12 protein-coding genes and 2 pseudogenes are annotated in these 21097 nt (G+C 72.4%); 7 read left to right on the forward strand and 7 right to left on the reverse strand.

Annotated features, from left to right (window positions below):
• The first annotated feature begins 462 nt into the window (after positions 1-462).
• Positions 463-999, forward strand: a pseudogene (locus tag IF43_RS42855) (phosphatase PAP2 family protein).
• 121 nt (positions 1000-1120) lie between these two features.
• On the opposite strand, the gene IF43_RS0120745 reads toward IF43_RS42855, so the two are convergent.
• Positions 1121-1870, reverse strand: a complete 750-nt coding sequence (locus tag IF43_RS0120745; RefSeq protein ID WP_030202678.1) for a ZIP family metal transporter — start codon at positions 1868-1870, stop codon at positions 1121-1123.
• Between the two features lie 219 nt (positions 1871-2089).
• Positions 2090-3190, reverse strand: a complete 1101-nt coding sequence (locus IF43_RS0120750; RefSeq protein WP_051795716.1) for a S9 family peptidase — start codon at positions 3188-3190, stop codon at positions 2090-2092.
• A gap of 99 nt (positions 3191-3289) precedes the next feature.
• Here IF43_RS0120750 and IF43_RS0120755 point away from each other — a divergent pair, with 99 nt between their 5' ends.
• Both IF43_RS0120755 and IF43_RS0120760 read left to right on the forward strand, forming a co-directional pair.
• On the forward strand, positions 3290-3907 hold the full coding sequence (locus IF43_RS0120755) for an N-acetyltransferase (RefSeq protein ID WP_051795718.1): 618 nt from the start codon (positions 3290-3292) through the stop codon (positions 3905-3907).
• Entirely contained in the window at positions 3904-4866 is a 963-nt protein-coding gene (locus IF43_RS0120760) for a PaaX family transcriptional regulator C-terminal domain-containing protein (protein WP_078910320.1), read from the forward strand. Before IF43_RS0120755 ends, IF43_RS0120760 begins: the two co-directional genes overlap by 4 nt.
• 129 nt (positions 4867-4995) lie before the next feature.
• Here the strand turns inward: IF43_RS0120760 and IF43_RS0120765 are convergent, their stop codons facing one another.
• Together IF43_RS0120765 and IF43_RS0120770 are read right to left on the reverse strand one after the other, a co-directional pair.
• On the reverse strand, positions 4996-5232 hold the full coding sequence (locus IF43_RS0120765; RefSeq protein WP_030202698.1) for a hypothetical protein: 237 nt from the start codon (positions 5230-5232) through the stop codon (positions 4996-4998).
• A 251-nt stretch (positions 5233-5483) separates the two neighbouring features.
• Positions 5484-9122 (reverse strand): ricin-type beta-trefoil lectin domain protein, encoded by a 3639-nt coding sequence (locus IF43_RS0120770; protein WP_030202701.1) that lies wholly within the window; start codon positions 9120-9122, stop codon positions 5484-5486.
• A gap of 338 nt (positions 9123-9460) precedes the next feature.
• On the opposite strand from IF43_RS0120770, the gene IF43_RS0120775 reads away from it, so the two are divergent.
• Positions 9461-15793 (forward strand): RHS repeat-associated core domain-containing protein, encoded by a 6333-nt coding sequence (locus IF43_RS0120775; RefSeq protein ID WP_158939430.1) that lies wholly within the window; start codon positions 9461-9463, stop codon positions 15791-15793.
• A gap of 112 nt (positions 15794-15905) precedes the next feature.
• Here IF43_RS0120775 and IF43_RS0120780 read toward each other — a convergent pair whose 3' ends face one another.
• The gene (locus tag IF43_RS0120780; protein ID WP_030202707.1) at positions 15906-16688 is read right to left on the reverse strand and encodes a phosphotransferase; all 783 of its coding nucleotides are present in this window, start codon (positions 16686-16688) and stop codon (positions 15906-15908) included.
• A 73-nt stretch (positions 16689-16761) separates the two neighbouring features.
• On the opposite strand from IF43_RS0120780, the pseudogene IF43_RS42860 reads away from it, so the two are divergent.
• Positions 16762-16863 (forward strand): annotated as a pseudogene (locus IF43_RS42860) (AraC family transcriptional regulator); the annotation flags it as partial.
• Positions 16864-16898: 35 nt separating this feature from the next.
• Here the strand turns inward: IF43_RS42860 and IF43_RS41725 are convergent.
• Entirely contained in the window at positions 16899-17360 is a 462-nt protein-coding gene (locus tag IF43_RS41725; RefSeq protein WP_051795722.1) for a hypothetical protein, read from the reverse strand.
• A 121-nt stretch (positions 17361-17481) separates the two neighbouring features.
• On the opposite strand from IF43_RS41725, the gene IF43_RS0120790 reads away from it, so the two are divergent.
• Positions 17482-18165 (forward strand): TetR/AcrR family transcriptional regulator, encoded by a 684-nt coding sequence (locus IF43_RS0120790; protein WP_051795724.1) that lies wholly within the window; start codon positions 17482-17484, stop codon positions 18163-18165.
• A 252-nt stretch (positions 18166-18417) separates the two neighbouring features.
• Positions 18418-19770 (forward strand): hypothetical protein, encoded by a 1353-nt coding sequence (locus IF43_RS0120795; protein WP_158939432.1) that lies wholly within the window; start codon positions 18418-18420, stop codon positions 19768-19770.
• 318 nt (positions 19771-20088) lie between these two features.
• Here IF43_RS0120795 and IF43_RS0120800 read toward each other — a convergent pair whose 3' ends face one another.
• Positions 20089-21078 (reverse strand): YafY family protein, encoded by a 990-nt coding sequence (locus IF43_RS0120800; RefSeq protein ID WP_030202715.1) that lies wholly within the window; start codon positions 21076-21078, stop codon positions 20089-20091.
• Positions 21079-21097 lie beyond the last annotated feature (19 nt).

Genomic DNA, 21097 nt, shown 5'->3' on the forward strand with positions numbered 1-21097 from the left:
GGGCCGCCGGCCTTGGAACGGCGGGCTGAGGGGGCCGGGGGCGTTCGGTGGGGGCGGGCATGGGTGCGGCGGGAGTGGAAATGCGCAAGGCCTGGAGTTCGACGCCGGGCTGGTTCGTCGGCGCGCGATCGCCGGCGGGCAGCCCGAGGACGAGGAGCCGTACGTCGCGCCCCGCGACACCGGGCGTGGAGTGAGGAAGACCGGCGCCGGATGGAGTGAGCCGCGGTCGGGGACTTGTGAGGGAGGCGAAGGCGGGCGATGAGGGTGCTGGCGGGGCTGCAACGCCGCGATCACCAGGTGACCCGGCGGCTGGCGGCCTGGGACTCTCCGGCGGTGCGCGGCCTGCTGCCCGCGGTCGAGGAAGCGGCCGAACACACGAAACTGTGGTGGGCCGCCGCCCTCGCTATGGCCGTGAAGGGCGGCTGGCGGGGCCGCAGGGCCGCGGCCGGCGGGGTTTTGGCCATGGCGGTGGCCGAGCTGTTGTCGAACGGGGTCGCCAAGCAGCTGGTCGAGCGGCGCCGGCCGCCTGCGGAGTGGATTGCGCACGGCGATGTCGCCGACCGGCCGGACAGCTCGTCGTTCCCCTCCGGGCATACCGCCGCCGCCGTGGCCTTCACCGCTGCTGTTGCGGCGTCGTGGCCGTGGGCCGGGGCCGCGTGCGCGGTTCCGACGGTGCTGGTGGCCGTCGAGCGGGTCCACAGCGGTGCTCATTACCCCTCTGACGTGGCGGCCGGAGCGGTGATCGGTGGCGCGGCCGCGGCCCTGGTCCGTACGGCGCCCCGCCTTCTGGTTCGCGCCCGGCTACGGGCTCGCCTCCTTGGTGTGGAAGGTGATGGGCCACGAGGACGACGCTCCGGGCGCCCCCGAGGAGGACCGCGCCTGGCAGGAGGTCCTGCTCGCCGCTGCCCTGGTGGCGCGATCTTCGCCGTCGTCACGGCGGCCGTCGACCGGGCAGGAGCCGCCACCGCGGGACGGCTGACCGGCACCCGGCCCGGCTGACCCGCCCCCGCCTTGCCGGCCCCTCGGGCTGGCAGCGCCGGCCACGGCCTGACCTCGACGCGGTCCCCGCTGCCCTTCAGGGCTCATGCCTCGTTCGCCGTGGAGAGGGCCTCGGCCCCCCCTACAGGTGGCCGAGAGCGAACGCTGCGAGGAAACCGGTGACGGTGACCAAGCCGGTCAACAGGTGCACCCGGCTGTATGCCTCAGGGATCATCGTGTCCGCGATCATCGACAGGATCGCCCCGCCGGCGACGGCAGTGATCACCGCCAGCAGGGCCGGGGACGCTCCGCCCAGCAGGGCGTAGCCGGCAAGCGCCGCCAGGCCGCTGATGACGGCGATGCTCGCCCACAAGGCGAAGACGTAGGTGCGGCTGCGGCCGGCGGCGCGCATGCCGGCTGCGCTGGCCAGGCCCTCGGGCAGGTTGCTGATGAAGACAGCCCCCACCGTGGCCGCCCCGAGGTGACCACCTCCCAGCAGGCTGGTGCCGATGACCACGGACTCCGGCACCCCGTCCAGCAGCGCGCCGAGCGCGATGGCGCTGCCCGAACCGGGCTCTTCGGACTCCGAGGGCTGGTGCTGCCCGGAGCGCTTGCGGTGTTGCGCGCCACGCCGTGCCAGCAGGACGTTGGCCGCCGAGTACACCGCCGCCCCGGCCACCGCCCCGCCTGCCACCGGCCACATGCCGGAACGCTCGTAGGCCTCGGCGATCAGCTCGAATGGCACCGCCGACAACAGCACACCGCTGCCGAACGCCATCACCAGCGCGATCCACCGTGGTGCGACTCGCACGAACGACCCGACCGCAGCACCAACCAACAGTGCCGCCCCCGCGAACAGTCCCCAACCGCCTGCAACCAGCGCTCCACCCACGACCGCCCCTTTCCTCCGCTGCTGACCGTGGAGAGCGTGTACCCGCCCACGGGGGTGGATGCATCCCGGGCCCAAGCCGCCCGGCTGCCAGGCCGGTGATGAGGCGTCGACCGGTGCACGGGGGTCGCGGTCGCCCACCGTCACTCCGTGGGTGGGCTCGGTGCGCGTTCGCTGCCGTAGGGCGCCGGCCCGCGTGGGAGCACCCCTCGGGGGCGGGTGTCAGGGGTTGAAGCGTGCGGTGAAGGTGCGCAAGGAATCGAGGTAGCCGGGGGTGAAGAGGCTGCGGGGGGCGAAGACCGCCGTCAGGAAGGCGCGCGTCCGGGAGCGGATCACATCGAGGTCGGCCAGGCCGTGGTCGGCCTGCGCGTAGTGCTCCACCTGCAAGGAGCGGGGCGGAAGTTCGCGGCGGTAGACCGTCTCGGTCTCGGCCACGTCGACGTTGCGGTCGTGCCCGGCCAGCACGAGGAGGGTGGGCACACCGCGCGCGCCGGCCGCTCGTAGGTCAGACGTGGCGTCAGAAGTCCAGTTGCGGCTGATGAAGTGCCAGCGGTCCGCCGTCATCGCCCGGTCGGAGGGCACGGCCGCGCGGTAGTCGGCGTACGTGCCGCCACGGCGCAGCACCGCGAGGCCAGCTTCACGGCGAGCGAGGGCGGCATCGCGCTCGGCCGGTGGGGCGCCGCGGTCGGCGAACTCGGCGAGGGTGTTGTAGCGGCCTTGGCGTAGCCAGTTGACGGCTGGTGAGACGGCGATGACGAAGCGGATGCCGGGGGTGGTGGCCGCGACTTTGGGCAGGACCCAGCCGGCCTGGCTGGCGCCCCACAGGCCGATGCGCCCGCTGTCGAGGTCGGGCCGGGTGCGGGCCCACGCGATGGCGTCGGCGGTCTCGGCGGCGCGGTCGGCCATGCTCTGGTGAAGCCAGCTGCCCCGGGACCCGCCGACGCCCGGCTTGTCCCAGGACAGCGAGGCATAGCCGGCTCTGGCGAACGCCTCCCACATGGGCCGGTAGAAGGTGTCGTGGGTGGCGTCGACGGGTCCGTCGCCGTGGACGAAGACCACCACGCCGAACGGGCCCCGGCCGATGTCGGGCAGGGCCAGGACCGCGTTCAGGGCTCGGCCGCCGGTGTGGATCACGACGTGCTCCTCGCGCAGGTCGTAGGTGTTCTGCCAGGCGGCGAGGCCAGTGAGAGCGGCGGCAACCAGCGACAGTGCGGCCGCCGTTGCGGCAAGTGCCCGCAGGAAGCGGCGCCTGCGCGAACGCGGTCTGCTCGCCGGGCCGAGCTGCTCCTGGGCTTTCTGCTCGGTCTCGTGGTTGTGCAACATCGCTTCCGCCCCCTTCGCGCGCCCTCTGACGCGCCCCGCCACTCTTTCTATCAGACGACAAACTATCGTTTCAGATTCGAACGTATTACAGTTGACCACATGGTGACGGAGATTCGGCGGGGCGTGCCTGAGGGCGCCCAGGGACGGGTGGCGGAGCTGTACTGGGAGGCGTTCGAGCGCAAGCTGGGGCCGGCCCTGGGTCCGGCCGAGGCGGGGCGGGCCTTCCTTGCAGCCCACCTGCACCGCGATCGGGCCGTGGTGGCCCTGCGCAAGGGGCGGGTCGTCGCGGTCGGCGGGTACAAGACCTCCGACGGCCGGGGCCTCACGGGCGGTGGCGCGGTGGATGTCCTGCGCGGGTATGGCCTTGTGCGGGGGCTGCCCCGGCTCGCGCTGCTCGCCCTGCTGGAGCGCGATGCGGCAAGGGGGGAGATGGTGATGGACGGGCTCGCCGTCGCGCCGGAGCTGCGAGGCCTGGGTATCGGGGCACGCCTGCTGCGAGAGGTGTACGCGGTCGCGGCCGAGCACGGCTGCGACCGGCTCCGGCTGGACGTGATCGACGTCAACGCCCGGGCCCGGGCACTGTACGAACGTCAGGGCTTTCGCGCCACGGCCACCCAGCGCACTCCCTTCCTGCGGGATCTGATGGGATTCGAGGCCGTGACCACCATGCACCGCCCCGTCACCGCAGCCGACCGCACCCCGGGAGCGACATCATGACGAGCGAGGCCGCGAAGGCCACCAGGCACGCACCCCGGGCCGGAGCCCGGACCGGGGCCAGCGCCGCGACCGGGGTCAAGGCCCCCGGGATCCCGACCCGGCTCCTGGTCGAGGCCCTCGTACGCGAGGACGGCAGCGTGGACGCAGGCGAGCTCTACGCCGTGGCGGCGGCCCTGGGCATGACGGACCAGCAGGTGCGCCTGTGCATCAAGCGGCTGGTCGCGGAGGGGCGGTTCAGCCACGAGGGTCGGGGGCGCAGGGCCGTCCTGCGCGCCGTCGCCGACGCTTCGGGGGCCCTCGCGCCGGATGCGGACTTCGTCCGCTTCGCCTATCGCCAAGACCGCGGCGAAGCCCCGTGGGACGGCCGGTGGCACCTGATCGCCTTCGCCGTCCCGGAGTCCCAGCGCCCCGCCCGCGACGCGCTGCGCGACCGGCTCATCTCACTCGGCGCAGCACCGCTGCAAGGCGGGCTGTACGTGACCGCGAATGACATCGGGCCGTACGTGGGCGCGGCCGCGGTCGACCTCGGCATCGCTTCGGCCGTCACCACGCTCACGAGCACCGATCTCCGTGTCGGGGGGACGTCCGAGCCGAGCGAGCTGGCTGCCCGTTTGTGGCCGCTTCAGGAGATCGCCGCCCGGTACCAGGACCTCGCCGCGCTCGCCACGGACCGGCTGGCACTGGTCGAGGCGGCACTGGGCGCCGGCGCGGGATCCGGGCAACTGGGTGCGGTGCAGCGGCTGACGTACGCGGTGGAGGCGGCCGCGGAGTTCACCCGGGCCATGACTCCCGACCCGCTGCTTCCACCGGAGCTCCTGCCCGCACACTGGGCCGGGAGGCGAGCACGGGCGCTGGCGGCGCAGTTGTGGCAGCGGCTGGCCGAACTGCCCGCCGAGCCGAACGAGCCCCGGCTCTTCCGGCTCTACACCCAGGGCACCGAACACGCTTCGAACCCGTAGGCGAGCCCCGTCGAGGGCGATCAGTTCGACGGCCCCGTCGCGGGTGAGGAGCGGCAGGCGGTCGGCGCCGTCGTCGGGCGCGTACTCGTCGTGGATCACGTCCGGCTGACTGCGGCTGCGGCCCCGAGGTCACGGCGGCGACTCGCCCCACACATCGGGCCCGCCGCCCTGCCACTCGATCAGCGGGTCCCGGGCGGCCAGCAGGTCCTCTGCGTCCTCGAGGCCGATCCGGCGCATGAACTCCGCGACGTCCGCGAGGTCGTACGCCGTGCCGAGGGCGGCGTCGGTGCCGTGGACGTGCGCGATCACCGCCCGGCCGCCGATCGGGCCGACAGGGTGGACGATGATCCGCGCGCGATCCGCCATGCGCCCAGCCTCCGTCGGGACGGCTCCGGACGCATCCGGACTGCGTCCGCCCGGGCAGCCGGCCCGCGCCCGAGGAGTCGGGGCAACGGCCCCGTCTCGACCCCGTGCATCTTCCACCCCTCGCCCGCCCCCGTGCGTCTTCGCCGTCGCTGGTGCCGTGGCGCGGGTCCTGGAGGGGACATGACGGAGCGCCCGACCTGGGAGGAGTCCCGGGGCGGGCGCTTCGGCGTCCACGTGGTGCGGCCGGAGTACTAGACCGTGCCGGTGGGGGTGCTGGTGCCGGGGATGGTCCAGCGCTGGTCGGCGATGCCGAGGCAGTCCCAGAGCATCAGCTGGGTGCCGTTGGTGGTGTTCGAGGCCGGCAGGGCCACGCACCGCCCGGACTGCGGGTTGTACAACGAGCCGTCGGCGCGCGGGACGAACTGCTGCGCACCGGTGCCGTTGCAGGACCACAGCTGGATCAGCGTGTTGTTGCCGGTGCCGCCGCCCGCGACGTCCAGACACTTGCCGACGGCCCGGAGCGTGCCGTCCCCGGGCAGGGTCCACTGCTGCGCGGCGGAGGAGTTGCAGTCCCAGATCTGCACCTTGGTGCCGTCGTCCGTGGCACCCCAGTTGACGTCCATGCACTTGTTCGGGTCCACGCCGTTGACGGCCTTGGCCGGCTTGGGCGTGGGGTCGCTGAGGGCGTCGACGGTGGTGATGGTGGTGGCCCAGTCACCGGTGCCGATCATGGCGGGCCGGCCCGCGCCGGTGGTGGTCAGCGGCGCGAGCAGCAGGCAGCCGGTCGGGCAGGTGGTGGCGGCGTCCTGGCCGGCGTCGTCGACGTAGTCGACCGGGGTGGCGTCACCCGCGGTGGCCGTCCAGACGTCCGGCCCCTCCTTGCCCGCGGTCGGGACGTACTGGCGGCTGCCGTCGGCGGCGGTGACCACCGAGCCGTGCAGGTTGCCCTGGCTGCTGAACATCGGCACCCGGTTCGGAGACCAGCCTGAGGCCGCGAGCACGCTGCGCGCGCCGGTGCCGTAGGTGCCGGCACCGCCCGGGCGTGCACCGGGGTAGAAGAAGAGCCGGCCGAACTCGGCGTGCGCGGGGTCGGTGGTGCGGTTGCGGGCCAGCAGGTCCCCGATGCCGTCGCCGTCCAGGTCTCCGGGCGAGGCGATGTCGTACGCGGACCAGCCGGCGGCCCCTGCGGTGACCGGGACCAGCCTGCCGGCGGCGTCCTGGGCCAGCGGGCCGGAACTGGTGCCGCTGTAGAGCACGAGCGCGTCGCCGTCGACGGCCAGCAGGTCGCTGCCGATCCTGCCGTCGACGTTGCCGGTGGCGAGGATCTGCCGGGTGCCGGACCAGTCGGCGGTGGGGTGCCTGAGCTCGGTGCGGCGGTCGAAGAGCGGGGTGCCGAGACCGTCGTTGGGGTAGACGTACAGCTTGGGGCCGAGCTTGACGAGGTAGTCCTCGTAGCCGTCCTTGGTCAGGCCGGCCGAGGCGGCGGCGAAGTCACCGCGGTGGGTGATCAGCGCGCCCCGCCAGCCGCCGGCGCCGATGGTGCGGCCCCGGTCGAGGCTGCCGGCGCCCTTGCCCGGGTAGAGGCGGAGGGTGTCGTCGGTGACCGCCGCGACCAGGTCGGCGTAGCCGTCGCCGTTGAGGTCGCCCGGCAGGTCGCCGGTGCGGGTGCCGGACGGAGAGGCCACGAAGCCCGGGCTGGTGGCCTTGACCTCGGCGCCGCCGGAGGCGCCGTACGACGTGATGTTGCCGCCCTTGTCGTACGCGGTGACGTACAGCTGGTTGCTGGGCCACAGGGTCGGGACGACCTTGGCGGTGGCCGTGCCGTCCGCCGCCGCGTCGGCCCAGGTTCCGCCCGCGCAGCGGGTGTTGGAGGTGGGCAGCGGCTTGTTCAGCGAGTAGCAGAAGCCTGCGACGCCGACGTTGTCGGTGGCGGCCAGGGTGAAGGTGCGCTCGGTACGGGCCGGCTTGTCACCGCCGTCGGCGGCGGTGACCGTGGGCTGGCTCGGTGGGGTGCGGTCGACGCGGAAGCCGCAGGAGGGGCTGTTGGGGGAGCTGGTGTAGGCGTCCTGGGCGGCCACCGCCCATCGGTAGTTCTGTCCGTCGGCCAGCAGGTCCCGGGAGACCCCGGCGGTGGCCCAGTTGCCGCTGGAGACCGTGGGGTCCGACGACTGGACGCCGTTGCCGCCGTCGGCCCAGATGCCGAAGTGGGCCCTGACGTCCTCGCCGTCCGGGTCGGAGACCTTCGCCGTCAGGGTGACGTCGTTGTTCCCGATGATCGGCCACGTGGCGGGATCGGTGTCGCAGACGATCTGCTTGGCGGTGGTGCTGCCGGGCGACCAGGGGCCTTCGTAGGCGCCGTAGGCGTCCACGGCGGGCGGACGGTTGTACGTGATCTCCAGGTGCGGGTCGTTGCTGTACTTCTTCCACGAGTCGTGGTTGGTCTCGTAGTCGCCCCGGCTGCGCAGCCCCAGGGTGACGTCGTTCCAGCCGCCCTCGTTGGCCGACCGCTGGATGAGGTCCTTCAGGGGGCTGTCGGCGAAGTCCTCGCCGGCCGCGCCGCAGCCGCTGCGGCCGTGCGCGAACCACTTGGTCTGGAGGGTCTGTGCCCAGCCGGGCTGGTTGTTCCACGTGGTGCCGGTGCCGATGGCACCGGTGAAGCCGAGCTCCACCGGGGTACCGGTGCAGGACCAGCTGTACGTGTTGAAGACGTTGAAGGTGGCCTTGATGATCTGTGTGCCGCCCAGCCCCCGTACGTCCATCTGGAAGTAGCTGCGGGCGGTGCCGTAGCTCTTGTAGGCCGGGTCGTCCTCGTAGCCGGTACGGGCCAGGCCGTCGTCGAAGTGGGCGCCCCACCAGTAGGACGTGTTGGCGGCGTTGGCGTTGTACTTCTGCTTGTACGCCACGGTCCAGTTGATCCGGCCGCCGCCCGAGAAGACCGGGTCGATCACCACGGGGTAGACCGTCTTCGCGCCGGTGAGCAGGGTCCGGTCCGGGACCAGCCGCAGGGTGCCGCCCGACACGCTGACGGGCATCCGCCGGGCGTCCTCGGGGGCCGGCGAGTCGGCTCCGGCACCGCTGCCGGGGGCGCCGGAGCGGGCCGTGGCGGCCTTCGCGGCCCGCTGCGCGCGGGCGGAGTCCCACATCGCGGCGGGCGGGGCCTGGAAGACGGTGGTGCCGCGCCGGTCCTTGGCGGTGAGGCTGCCGTCCTCGGCCGTCCTCACCGTGACGCCGGCGGCCTTCATGCCGTAAGTGAGCGTCTTCAGCCTCGGGTTGGCGGCGGCCTTGCGGTTCTTGACTACCAGGTGGTGGGCGAAGCCCTCCACGTGGGCGACGACCTTCAGGTCGACGCCGGGCAGCACCTCCGGGTAGAGCGCGGTGTTGCCGTTGACCTCCGGGGACGGCAGCCGGGACGGCCACGTCAGGGAGAGCGACTTGCCGTCGCGGACCATGGTCGCGAGCGGCCCCCCGCGGCCGCCCGAGAAGGTCATGGGGAAGGTCGTCGCCCGGGTCGCCAGGCTCCCGTCGGGCCGCCGTACGAGCCTCGCGTCCGGCGTGCGCCAGGCGCCCGCGACCTTGACGCGGACGGTCTTGACGTGCTGGCGCCAGGTGAAGGTGCCGTCGGGGTTGGCCAGCACCTCGGTGTGCTCGTCGCGGCGCTCCGGTACCTCGACCGGGCGGCCGTTCCGGCGGGCCGTCGCCTGCGCCTTCAGATCGGCCGCCACGAGACCGGCCGCCGGCCGCTGCTGCTTCGGCGGAACGTCCCGGTCCACCGCCCCGGCCTGCGGAGAGGCCGCAGTGACCAGTCCGGCCGCCAGCGCGAGGCTCAGCGCCGCGGCGAGCGGCCTCCAGCGGTGTCCGACGGATTCCGTCGGGAGAATTCGGCGCTTCATGGCTCGTTTCTTTCGTGGGAGCGGCGCATTCGATGACGTGAGCGTCCGTCAAATGGCCTGAATTGAGGCGCACTTGAGGTGCGGTCCACATCATGCCGGGACACCTTGGAGGGAACCAAGCATTCCGCCCTCCTAGTGGTCCACACCTGCTATTACTCCGCTGTCCATCAGCGGTTTCGCACCGGATTTCCACTCAGACTTCGCCCCAGACGAGACAGGGGGAGAAGGCAGTGAGACACGAGAAATTCAGGCGCTCCGCTGGAGGCCGGAAAGCGCCGGGCGGGGCGACCGCCGGCCGTTCCGGTATCACCCGCCGCCGCGTGGTGACCGGGGGGCTGGTGGCCGGAACGATCCTGGCGGCCCTGCTGCCGGCCGGCCCGGGATACGCGGCCGTGGAGTTCAAGGTGCGCGCCACCCAGCGGACCGGCTCGGTGTCCGGGGCGCCCGTACGACCGGAGGCGCCCTCCCGGGTCACCGACACCGACCGGGCGCACGCCCGGCCGGCGCAGGGCACGGTCCGCTGGCCGGCCGCCGGCGAGCGGGTGGTCGACCTGACGGGCGGCACGGCGGGCCGGCCGCGGGCCGCCGCGGGGCTCCCGCTGTCGGTGGCCGCCCCGGCCCGGTCCGGCTCGGCCAAGGGGACCCTGGCCGCCGCAGCGCAGGCGCCGGGGAAGGTCCGGCTGCGGATGGCCGACCGGAGGACCACGGCGAAGGCCGGCGTGGCGGGCGTCCTGCTGGGCGTCGGCCGTGCCGACGGGCAGCGGGGCGCCGGCACGGTCTCCTTGCGGGTGGACTACGGCGCCTTCCGCGGCGCGTACGGCGCCGACTGGGCGACCCGGCTCCGCCTGGTGCAGCTCCCGGCCTGTGCGCTGACCACGCCGGAGAAGCCGGCCTGCAAGGTCGGCAAGCCGCTGGCCACCCGCAACAACGTCCGGACCGGCACCCTCACCGCGGACGTGCCGCTGGCCCCGGTTCCCCGGCCGGCCGCCGCGAGCGCCCCGGCCGCCTCCGCCGCCCCCGCCGCCCCGGCCGCGCTGACCGCGGTCGCCGCGACCGCGGCCCCCTCCGGCGGCAACGGCGACTTCACCGCCACCCCCCTGGCACCGTCCGGCACCTGGGCGGCCGGTGGCAACGAAGGCGGGTTCGGCTGGCAGTACCCGCTCCCCCTGCCGCCCGTACCGGGCGGTCTGGCCCCCAAGCTGCAACTCGGCTACTCCTCGTCGTCGATCGACGGCCGGACGGCTTCCAGCAACAACCAGTCCTCCTGGATCGGCGACGGCTGGTCGATGGAGACCGGCTTCATCGAGCGGCAGTACATGTCCTGCCCCGACGACAACGGCACGGGCAGCAACGCCCCGGCCGCCTCGGGCGACCTCTGCTGGCATTCCGACAACGCGGTCATGTCGCTGAACGGCAGCTCCACCCCGCTCGTCAAGGACCGCACCACCGGCGTCTGGAAGCCGGCCCAGGACGACGGCTCCCGCGTCGAGCACCTGAACGGCGGCGGCACCGACACGGCCAACGGCGACGACGACAACGAGTACTGGAAGGTCACCACCGCACAGGGTGCCCAGTACTTCTTCGGCAAGCACCGGCTGCCCGGCTGGTCCACCGGCAAGGCGGAGACCAACTCCACGTTCACCGTGCCCGTGTTCGGCAACCACGCCGGCGAGCCCGGCCACGCCACCGCCTTCGCGGACTCCTGGCGCAACCAGGCCTGGCGCTGGAACCTCGACTACGTCGTGGACCCGCAGGGCAACGCGATGGCGTACTTCTACAACAAGGAGACCGGCGCCTACGCCCGCAACACCGGCGGTACCCAGTCCACGATGCCCAAGGCCGACGCGGCCTACGTGCGCGGCGGCACGGTGGACCGGATCGAGTACGGCCACCGGGCCGGCCAGGTCTACGTCGCCCAGCCCGCCGCCAAGGTGGTCTTCGGCACCGCCCCCCGCTGCCTGGGCCCCGCCTCCGACTGCACCTTCGACAAGGCACACGCCGCCAACTGGCCGGACACCCCTGTCGACCAGTCCTGCACCCTGGGTGCCGACTGCCAGGTCAGCTCCCCGGCCTTCTTCTCCACCCGCCGGCTGACCACCGTCACCGCCCAGGCCCTCAAGGACGGTGCCCCGGTGGACGTGGACACCTGGGCGCTCACCCACACCTTCCCGGGCACGGGCGACAGCGGCGGCGCGGCGCTGTGGCTGGACTCGATCGTGCGCACCGGCAAGGCCGGCGGCACCCTGGCGATGCCTCCGGTGACGTTCGGCGGCACCCTGATGCCCAACCGGGTGGACGCCGCCGAGGGCCGGCCGCCGCTGAACAAGTACCGCATCACGCGGGTGAGTTCCGAGTCCGGTGGCGAGACCCTGGTCGACTACTCCGCCACCGAGTGCACGTACGACAACCCGCCCGTGCCCGAGTCCAACAGCAAGCGCTGCTTCCCCACCTGGTGGACGCCCAGGGGCGGCACCGAGCCGGTCAAGGACTGGTTCCACAAGTACGTGGTCACCAAGGTCACCGCCAACGACCTGGTGGCGGGCGCCACCTCGTCGGTGACCTCCTACGAGTACCTGGGCGGTGCCGGCTGGGCCCTGGCGGACGACGAGTTCACCCTGGCCAAGCACCGCACGTACAGCCAGTACCGCGGCTACGGACGGGTCCGGACCCGCACCGGCACGACCAACCGCACCCAGACCGAGAGCGCCTACCTGCGCGGCTTCGCGGGCGCGGGCGTGCCCGACTCCTTCGGCGGCACCGTCACCGACGCGGCGCAGTACGCCGGCATGGAGATCGAGTCGCTGACCTACGACAAGGACGGCGGCGCCATCGCCTCGGCGGTCGAGCAGCGGCCCTGGTCCTCGGACGCGACGGCCGTGCAGAGCCGGGCCGGTACCGGTGACCTCAAGGCCTTCAAGGTCGGCACGGGCAGCACCACGCACCGCACGCTGCTGTCCTCCGGCGCCTGGCGGGAGGTACGGGTCACCAACGGCTACGACGGGTACGGCCGCAACACCACCGTCTCCGACGAGGGCGACCTCGCCGTGACCGGCGACGAGCACTGCACCCGGACCGCCTACACCACCCCGGACACGACCAACTGGCTGATCGGGTACCCGTCTTCGGTCCAGCGGACCTCGGCCGTCTGCGACACGCCGGCCGACGCGGGGAACATCACCGACGAGACCCGCACCACCTACGACAACGGGGCCTTCGGCGCCGCGCCGGTGGCCGGCAAGTCGCTGGCCACCAAGATCGAGGACCTGGACCGCTTCGAGGGCGGCCAGCCCGTCTTCGTCACGACCGGCACCTCCGCCTACGACGCGGCCGGCCGCCTCACCAAGGTGACCGACGCCGCCGGGCGCACCACCCTCACCGAGTACCTGCCGGCCGCCGGCGCCCAGGCCACGACGGTCCGCACCACGGACCCGAAGGGCTTCGTCACCTCGGCCGACACGGACGGCCTGCGCGGCCTCACGGTCCAGGCGGCCGACGCCAACGGCCGCACCACGTACCAGGAGTACGACCCGCTGGGCCGGCTCACCGCCGCCTGGCGGCCCGGCCGGGCCAAGAGCTCCCCCGCCGACGTGCTCTTCACGTACCAGGTGCGCCGGGACGCGCCGACCACCGTCACGTCCAAGACCCTGCTGGAGGGCGGGAAGTACCGCACCGCCGTCACCCTGTACGACGGCCTGCTGCGCACCCGCCAGGTCCAGACGGAGGCGCAGGGCGGCGGCCGGATCGTCCAGGACACCTTCTACGACGCCCAGGGCCGGGTGAGCAAGGCGAACGGGGACTACTTCGAGTCCGCCGCGCCGGGCACCGCCGTGCTGGCGGTGGCCGACAACCAGATCCCGGCACAGACCCGCACCGAGTTCGACGGCCAGGGCCGCGCCACGGCCTCCGTGTTCTACACCGAGGGCGCCGAGAAGTGGCGCTCGACCACCACGTACGGCGGCAACTGGACGGCGGTGGTCCCCCCGCAGGGCGGCACGGCCTCGCTGACCGTCGCCAACGCCCAGGGCAAACCCGTGGAAGTGCGCCAGTACAAGAACGGCAACCCCCTCTACACCGCCGCGCCCGCCGCCTACGAGGCGCTGAAGTACACCTACGACAACAAGGAGCGGCTCACCAGGGTCGTGGACGCAGCGGGCAACGAGTACCTCTCGGGCTACGACCTGCGCGGCCGTGAACTCACCTCGAAGGACCCGGACAAGGGCACGGTCACCAAGACCTACACCGTCGACGGCAAGCTGGCCACCAGCACCGACGCCCGCGGCCAGGTCCTGGCCTACGAGTACGACGAGCTCGGCCGGCCGTCGGTGCTCCGCAAGGGCGGCCCCACGGGCGCCAAGCTCGCCGAGTGGACGTACGACACCTTGGCCGGCGGCAAGGGCAAGCTGACCTCCTCGACCCGCTACGACAACGGCAGCCCGTACACCACCGCGGTCAAGGGCTACGACCCGGCGGGCCGCGCCACCGGCTCGACCGTCAGCATCCCCGCGGCGGAGGGCGCCCTCGCGGGCAGCTACGCCTTCGGCACCGAGTACACCCCGGACACCGGCCTGATCGCCTCGGCGAGCTTCCCGGCCGGCGGCGGGCTGCCCGCCGAGACGGTGTACACCCAGTACACGCCGACCGGCCTGCCCTCCGCGGTGGACAACGGCGAGCAGGTCTACTCGCTGGGCAACGTCTACTCCCCCTTCGGCGAGACGCTGCAGACCGTCCTCGGCGACGTCGGCGGCCGGACCGTCCAGACGTACACCTACGAGAAGGGCACCCGCCGCCTGGCCACCCTCACCAACGACCGGGAGGCGTCCGGGCCCCAGACCCTCGACAGCAAGAGCTACGGCTACGACCCGGCGGGCAACATCACCCGCATCCGCAACGAGCGCAACGACAAGTCGGTCCTGGACACCCAGTGCTTCCAGTACGACCACGCGCGGCGACTCAACGAGGCCTGGACCTCCACGGACGACTGCGCGGCCAAGCCAGGCGGGGGCGCCCGCCCGGCGGTCGGCGGCGTCGACCCGTACTGGTACTCGTACACCTTCGACGCGGTTGGCAACCGCACCGCCGAGGTGCAGCACGACCCGGCCGGTGACACCGCGAAGGACGTCCGCCGCGGCTACACCTACCCGGCCGCGGGTGCTGCCCGGCCGCACGCCGTGACCTCGGTCGGCATCACCGGCCCGGGCGCGCGCACCGACTCCTTCGAGTACGACGCCACCGGCAACACCACCCGGCGCGTGACGGCCGCCGGCGACCAGGTCCTGACCTGGGACGCCGAGGGCCGCATGGAGTCGTCCACCACGGCCGGCAGGAAGAGCACCTTCCTCTACGACGCGGACGGCAAACGGCTGCTGCGCCGGGACGCCGACGCGGTCACCCTCTACCTCGGCGGCGAGGAGCTCAGGCTCACCAAGGCCGACGGGAAGGTGACCGGCACCCGCTTCTACGTCCTGGGCAAGACCACCGCGGTCCGCTCCTCGAGCGGCGCGATCAGCTACCTGCTGCCGGACCACCAAGGCACGGACGAGGTCGCGGTGGACGCCTCGACCATGGCCGTCGTCCGGCGCGACCACGGACCCTTCGGCACCGCGCGCGGCAGCCGGCCGGGGCCGGGCCAGTGGGCGGGCGAGCACGGCTTCGTCGGCGGCACGAACGACGCGGCCACCGGGCTCACGCACCTCGGCGCCCGCGAGTACGACGCGGCCAACGGCCGGTTCGTCTCGGTCGACCCGGTGGTCGACCGCACCAACGGGCAGCAGCTGGGCGGGTACGCCTACGCGGGCAACTCGCCGGTGACGGACAGCGACCCGAGCGGGGCGTTCAGCATCGGCCAGCTGCTCAACCCGATCAAGGCGCTGATCGACACCGCGAAGGAGATCGTCCGGACGGTCGTGGCGGTCGCGAAGGCCCGCGAGGAGCAGCACCAGCTGTCCTACCAGAAGGCCTGGGCCCAGATGTGGAGGAAGGGCGAGAAGGGGTCGTCCGAAACGAGCTTCAACGTGGGCAAGGGGGAGGACCGGGGCATCATCATGATGCGGTTCTTCATCCACACCGAGAAGGCGATGGATCCGGTCCCCGGCGTGACGCTCCCTCAGCTGCTCGGTGACAACCGCGACTTCAGCACCGACCCGGACGCGCCCTACCGGATGGTGCTGTTCTGGAACACCGAGACCGGGGACGTGACCTTCTCGGTGTCCCCGTCGCACACCAACCCGGCGGACCACACGGTCGGCGGACGATGGGGCGTCAAGAAGCGCACGATCCCGGGCAAGTCCGAGATGCTCCCCGCCAACCCCATCAAGGAGAACGGCTACGAGGGTGACACCCTGGGCGGCAACAACATCGTGAGCTGGCAGGACTCCTGGCACCGGTCCACCTCGCCGGAGAAGCTCGACCTCGGCGTCTACGGCGTCCAACCGCTCATCAGCGTCGGCGCGGTGGACAACGACGTGACCATCGCCGCCAACAGCAGTTCGGTCACGGTCACGCGCAAGGGCGACCCCTACCCGGACATGGAGGTGGTCCAGTACAAGCGGGGCGAGTTCCCGAAGGTGATCGCGCAGGACCGGATGGCCAGCGAGAACGGGCTCGACTCCCTGCCCTTCTGGCCCGGGAAGATCGACCGGGCCTGGACGGACGGGGCCCGCACGAAGGGCTAGTGATCCCCTGAGCGCACGACCGGGGCCCGCCGCACCCAGCGGCGGGCCCCGGTGGCCTGCGGCGGCTGAGGGTCAGCGTCCCGCCGCGCGACCCTGTCCGTCCCGGGTGGCGTCAGGTACGGCTGAGGAGTTCCTCGCGTCGGGCCAGCGCCCACGCGCGCTCCTCCTCGATGTCTGGGATGAAGTCCTGCCGCAGGAATGCCGCCCAGGGGTCGAGGCCGAGTGGGCCCAAGCGCGCTATCCGCTCGGTTTCGTCACGCTGCAACCGCGCCAGCGCGTCCAGCACGTCGGCCGGGTCGGCGCCGTAGGCGTCGCACAGCAGCCGCAGCCGTCGCGCCAACGGTGCGCCGGCAGGGCCGTAGCCGACTCTGCGCTGACGGTCGTGAAGTCTCAAAGGCACGCTGTACCAGGCCAGTTGCGCGAGGTCGTCGATGGCCTCGCCGGGTATGGCCAGGTCCCAGTCGATGAAGCCCACCAGGCGGTCGTCCGCCCAGACCGAGTTCCAGCTCGTGAGGTCGCCGTGGCGCATGATCTGCCCGGGACGCCAGCAGGCGTCCGGGTCACTCCAGACGGCCTGCGCTGAGGGCCGGAAGTCGCGTACGGCCTCGTGGTAGTCACGTAGCCACCGCCCGAGCGCAACGACGCCCTTGTCCGCGAGAAGTGCCCGGGGCCACGGGTACAGCCCGACTTCGCCATGCAGCAGCGACACCATCTCGTGGCCGTCCACCGGGCCGTCACCCAGGGCGCGCGGCACGCCAGCGAATCCCACCTGCTCCAGGTGCCGCAGTAGTTCCCGCACCGCGGGGGTCCACACGCGCCAGGGCCGGAGGATGGTCTCGCCCTCACGCCGCACCGTCGACAGCCCGCCACGCATCGATTCACCGTCCTGGATCATGATGGAATCCTAGTGAGCGCCGCATGGTGGACCGGGCACGGGACCCTTTCCGGCAGGTTCCATGCACGGGAAACTCGAAAGCGCTGTCGTGCCCCTGGCCGACCTATGGGGCCGGGAAGCGTCCCGCATCCGGGAGCAACTGCGCGACGCCCCCTCGTGGCAGGCGCGCTTCGCCTCAGCAGGCTCCTGCCCGCCAAGGGCGGGGGCGGGTCAGCGGGCCGCGAGCGAGGAGTCAGGGTGGAGCAGGGCCTCGCGGAGCCGGTCCGCGTCGACCAGCAGGGGGGCGTGGGGGTGGGGCGGGCTCAGCCAGGTCGCGGCGGCCGTGCCGTGGTCGTCGGCCGGGACCAGCAGCCACGTCCCCTCGCGCAGGACACGGGTGCCGGGTATGTCGCAGCGGTCTCCGGTCCCGGACCGGACCAGCACGATCAGGTGGAGGCGGACGTAGTCCGCGACGATCGGGTAGCCCGCCCCCGGGGGCAGCCCCAGCCGGTCCAGGCCCGCCAGGCCCCGCTCGAGCGGAGCGATGACGACCGCGTCCCAGGCGGTGCCGCAGGCCACCAGCTCGGGCTGGCGGGTGCAGGACGCCCAGCGCGTCTGGCACACGGTGTCCGGGGTGAGCAGGTCACTCCAGCGTGGTGCGGTGCGGGGGCTGGGCAGCAGGGGCGCGGGCATAGCCGCCTCCTCAGGTCGGTCAGGAATCACTCGGACTGCATTCCGCCCCCGCATTCACCGTAAAGGCGAAAATTAAGAGTGTCTAGGTTTTCATTGGGGCGGCCCCGGATAGGGTCCCCTCGTGACCAATCCCCGCCGCCGCGGCACGTACGCGAAGACCGCCGCCAAGCGGAAGCTGATCCTCGATGCAGCCCTGGCCGCGTACGCCGAAGCCGGCAGCCGCGGCGTGTCCGTCACGGACATCGCGCAGCGCGTCGGGATGACCGACGCGGGCGTCCTGCACCACTTCGGCAGCCGCGAGGCCCTCCTGACCGCCGTGCTGGAGGCACGGGACGCCGCCTACACCGACACGTACGGCGAGGCCGAGGCACTCTGGCGCCCGGACATGGTCAGCCACTACGCGTCCACCCCCGGGCTCAGTCAGCTCTTCCTCGACCTCGCCGCAGCCGCCACCGAGCCCGGCCACCCAGGCCACACGTTCTTCACCGAGCGGTACCACACCCTGCGCGCCCGCTTCACCGACGCCTTCGCCGCAGGCCGACCGGCGGAAGGAGCCCCACCCACCGCCGCACCGGACGCCGCCTGGGCCGCCCGGATGATCATCGCCGCTTCCGACGGACTCCAGTTCCAATGGCTCCTCGAGCCGTCCATCGACATGGCCGACGACCTCGCCCGCCTACGCGACCTCATGGTCGACGCACTCGGCACCACCCACACCAACCACGACCACGTCGCCGACGACGGCGACGGCGACGGCGACGACGCAGCCGAGACCGCGGCCGACACAAACGCCACCTACGACTGACCAGCTACCGCCGGCCGCCACCGGGCCCTCCCGGCCGGCAGCGCTGAGCCGCACCGTCCTGCACCACCAGGCGCGTGTCTTCATACTCCGTCCGGGTGTCCGCCTGCCCGTACGGATCACGTCGGGAAGCCGGAGGCCGTTGCGCATGGTCGGCTGGGCTCGGCTGGTTGCGGTCCCCGGACGGCCGGCCGTACACAGCAGAAGGAGGAGTCCCCGATGTCTCGTCGGCATGTCCCGGCCGTCCTCGGCCTCGTGGCGGGCGCGCTGGTGGCGGTCCCAGCCCCGGCCGCTCACGCCGCCACGCTGCAGGTCCGCTGCTCGGTCCCGGATCTCGTCGCGGCGATCAACTCGGCGAACAGCTCACCGGGACCGGACACGCTCCAGCTGGCGCGCACGTGCACGTACACGTTGAGAGCGCCGGACCCCGTGAACCCCGGCAACGGGCTGCCGGCGATCACCAGTGAGATCACCATCGACGGGCGTGGGGCCACGATCAGGCGGGACGAGCACGGGGACAAGGTGGCGAAGTTCCGGATCCTCTTCGTCGCCCCGACGGGAAACCTCACTCTCACCCGCACGACGATCAGCGGCGGATTCGCCACTGACTGCCCCTTCTTCCCCGACCCCCCGGGCCTGGCTTGCGGCGGCGGCATTTCCAACACCGGAACGATGAAGGTGACCCGCAGCAAGTTCATCGGCAACACGTCCGAGTCCGACGTGTTCGCCCAGGGCGGCGCCATTGACAACCCCGGCACCGGAAGCGTGAGCGATACCGAGGTGACCCGTAATCATGTGATCTACAGCGGGAGCGACGTGGGTGGAGGCGCGGCCGGCGCTGCCATCGCGAACGACGGTCCGCTGGCGGTCACCCGCTCCCGGCTGACCGGAAACGTCGCGACCGTCGCCAAGGACACCCAGAGCTTCGCCTTCGGGGCCGGCATCATCAGCTTCGCCGAGACGACCGTCGAAGACACGGTCATCAGCAAGAACCGTTCCTTCGCCCCGGGCGGGTTCGCGCGTGGCGCCGTCGCCAACGGCATTCCGACGCCCGGCAGACTGGCCGTGACCGGCGGTGCCATCAGCGACAACACGTCAGACGCTCCCCACGGTTTCGCCCAGGGAGGCGGTATCGCGAACAACGCCCTGATGGCCGTGAACAAGGTGAGGATCAGCGGCAACCGGGCTGTCGCCGAAGGCGGCACCGCGCGAGGCGGCGGCGTCCGCGTCGGCCCCTTCGGCACGCTCGAACTGAACGACAGTCATATCACCGGCAACACCGTCGACGCACCGAACGGCACGGCTCAGGGCGGCGGTATCGACAACCCCGACGGCGGCACCCTGACAGCCAGGCGCAACAAGGTCCTCCGCAACACGGTCACCGCCAAGGGCGGCACCGCTCAGGGCGGCGGCCTCTACCACGCCGGGGGACCCGCGGGGCTGGGCACCACCACGCTGGAGGAGAACACCATCACCCACAACCGGGCCGGCGACGGCGGCGGCATCTTCAAGGCGTCCGGCGTGCTGACCCTGAATGGCGATGTCATCCGCGACAACCAGCCGAACAACTGCAGCCCGGCCGGCGCCGTCCCAGGCTGCACCGGCTGACGGCGCCCCACTTCGTCTGAGCTGTCCGCGACATGCGGCGTACCGGGTTGTCGGCGGGGTTCCCGCTACTCGGCGCAGGCGGCCTTGGCGAGTCTGGGGGGCATCGACGAGCTGGGCGACCACCCTCTGATCGACCTGGCTGTCCCGCACCTCGTGCTTGTGGGTCCACAAGACGTCCGGCCAAGGAGCAGATCAGTGCGTCTTGGCCGTAGGCACGGCCCGCCCTCGGGCGGGCCGTCCGAGAGGGCGGTGGTCGACAGGTGATTCGTCTTCACCTGAAGGCATGGGATGGCAGTATCCCGGCCGGTCGTACCGGCGTCAGGCTTGGCGGGCAGAGGCTGCGAGCCGGTCGGCGAGCGCGGTGACGAGGTCTCGTAGTTCGTCCGGTCGCTCGATGACGAACGGCCGGTCGAGCGAGGCGAGCACGGGGGGCAACCAGTCGAGCCGCTCTGCTCTCAGTTCGACGTGGAGCCAACGCTCGGTCTGCGGATCTGCGGCTTCCGCGGGGACGGGCTCTTCCACGCTCGCGATGCCGGCGGGCAGTCGGGTGCGGATCTGTTCGACCGTCCCGTGGATCCGCAGGGTCACCTCGTACCGGTACGCGGCCTTGGCGAGCCCTGACAGGACGCGCTGTGCCGGATCGAGGCCGGCGGGCGGCTCGAACGCGCCTGGCAGGGTCCTCGCGTCGGCGATGCGGTCGAGCCGGAAGGTCCGGTCCTGGCCGATCTCGGGATCGGCGCCCGTGACGTACCACCGGCCCGCATGGGCGACGATCCCGTACGGGTGCAGCGTGCGTTCGCTTCGGCGGCCGTCCCGGGTGGTGTACCTGATCAAGGTCGGGCGGTGATGGCGTACCGCATCGGCGACGGTGAGCAGGACCCCTGTCTCCGGTGTGGCCACCTCGCCGGGCTCAGCCGTGAAGGCGAGGGATTCCATGACGGCGTCGAGCCGACGGGCCAGACGCTCGGGCAGTGCCCGGCGGATCTTGGCCGTCGCCGTCTCGCCCGCGGTTCCAGTCGTCGCCGGCCACCCGGTCCTGCGGCCGGCGACGAGGCCGAGCAGCACGGCAAGCGCCTCGTCGTCGTTGAGCATGAGCGGAGGCAGACGGTACCCGGGGGCCAGCCGGTATCCGCCGTAGCGGCCGCGGACCGTCTCGACCGGGATGTCGAGGTCGACCAGGTGGCCCACGTACCGCCGCACGGTGCGTCCGTCCACACCGAGCCGGTCGGCGAGTTCGGCCATCGTTCTGGTGCCGCCCGACTGCAGGAGTTCCAGGAGGGTGAGCACGCGGCTGGTGGGTCGAGCCATGTCCACGAGCCTAGCGTCG

Source organism: Streptomyces sp. NRRL S-87 (assembly GCF_000719335.1).
In the GTDB taxonomy this organism is placed as follows: Bacteria; Actinomycetota; Actinomycetes; order Streptomycetales; family Streptomycetaceae; genus Streptomyces.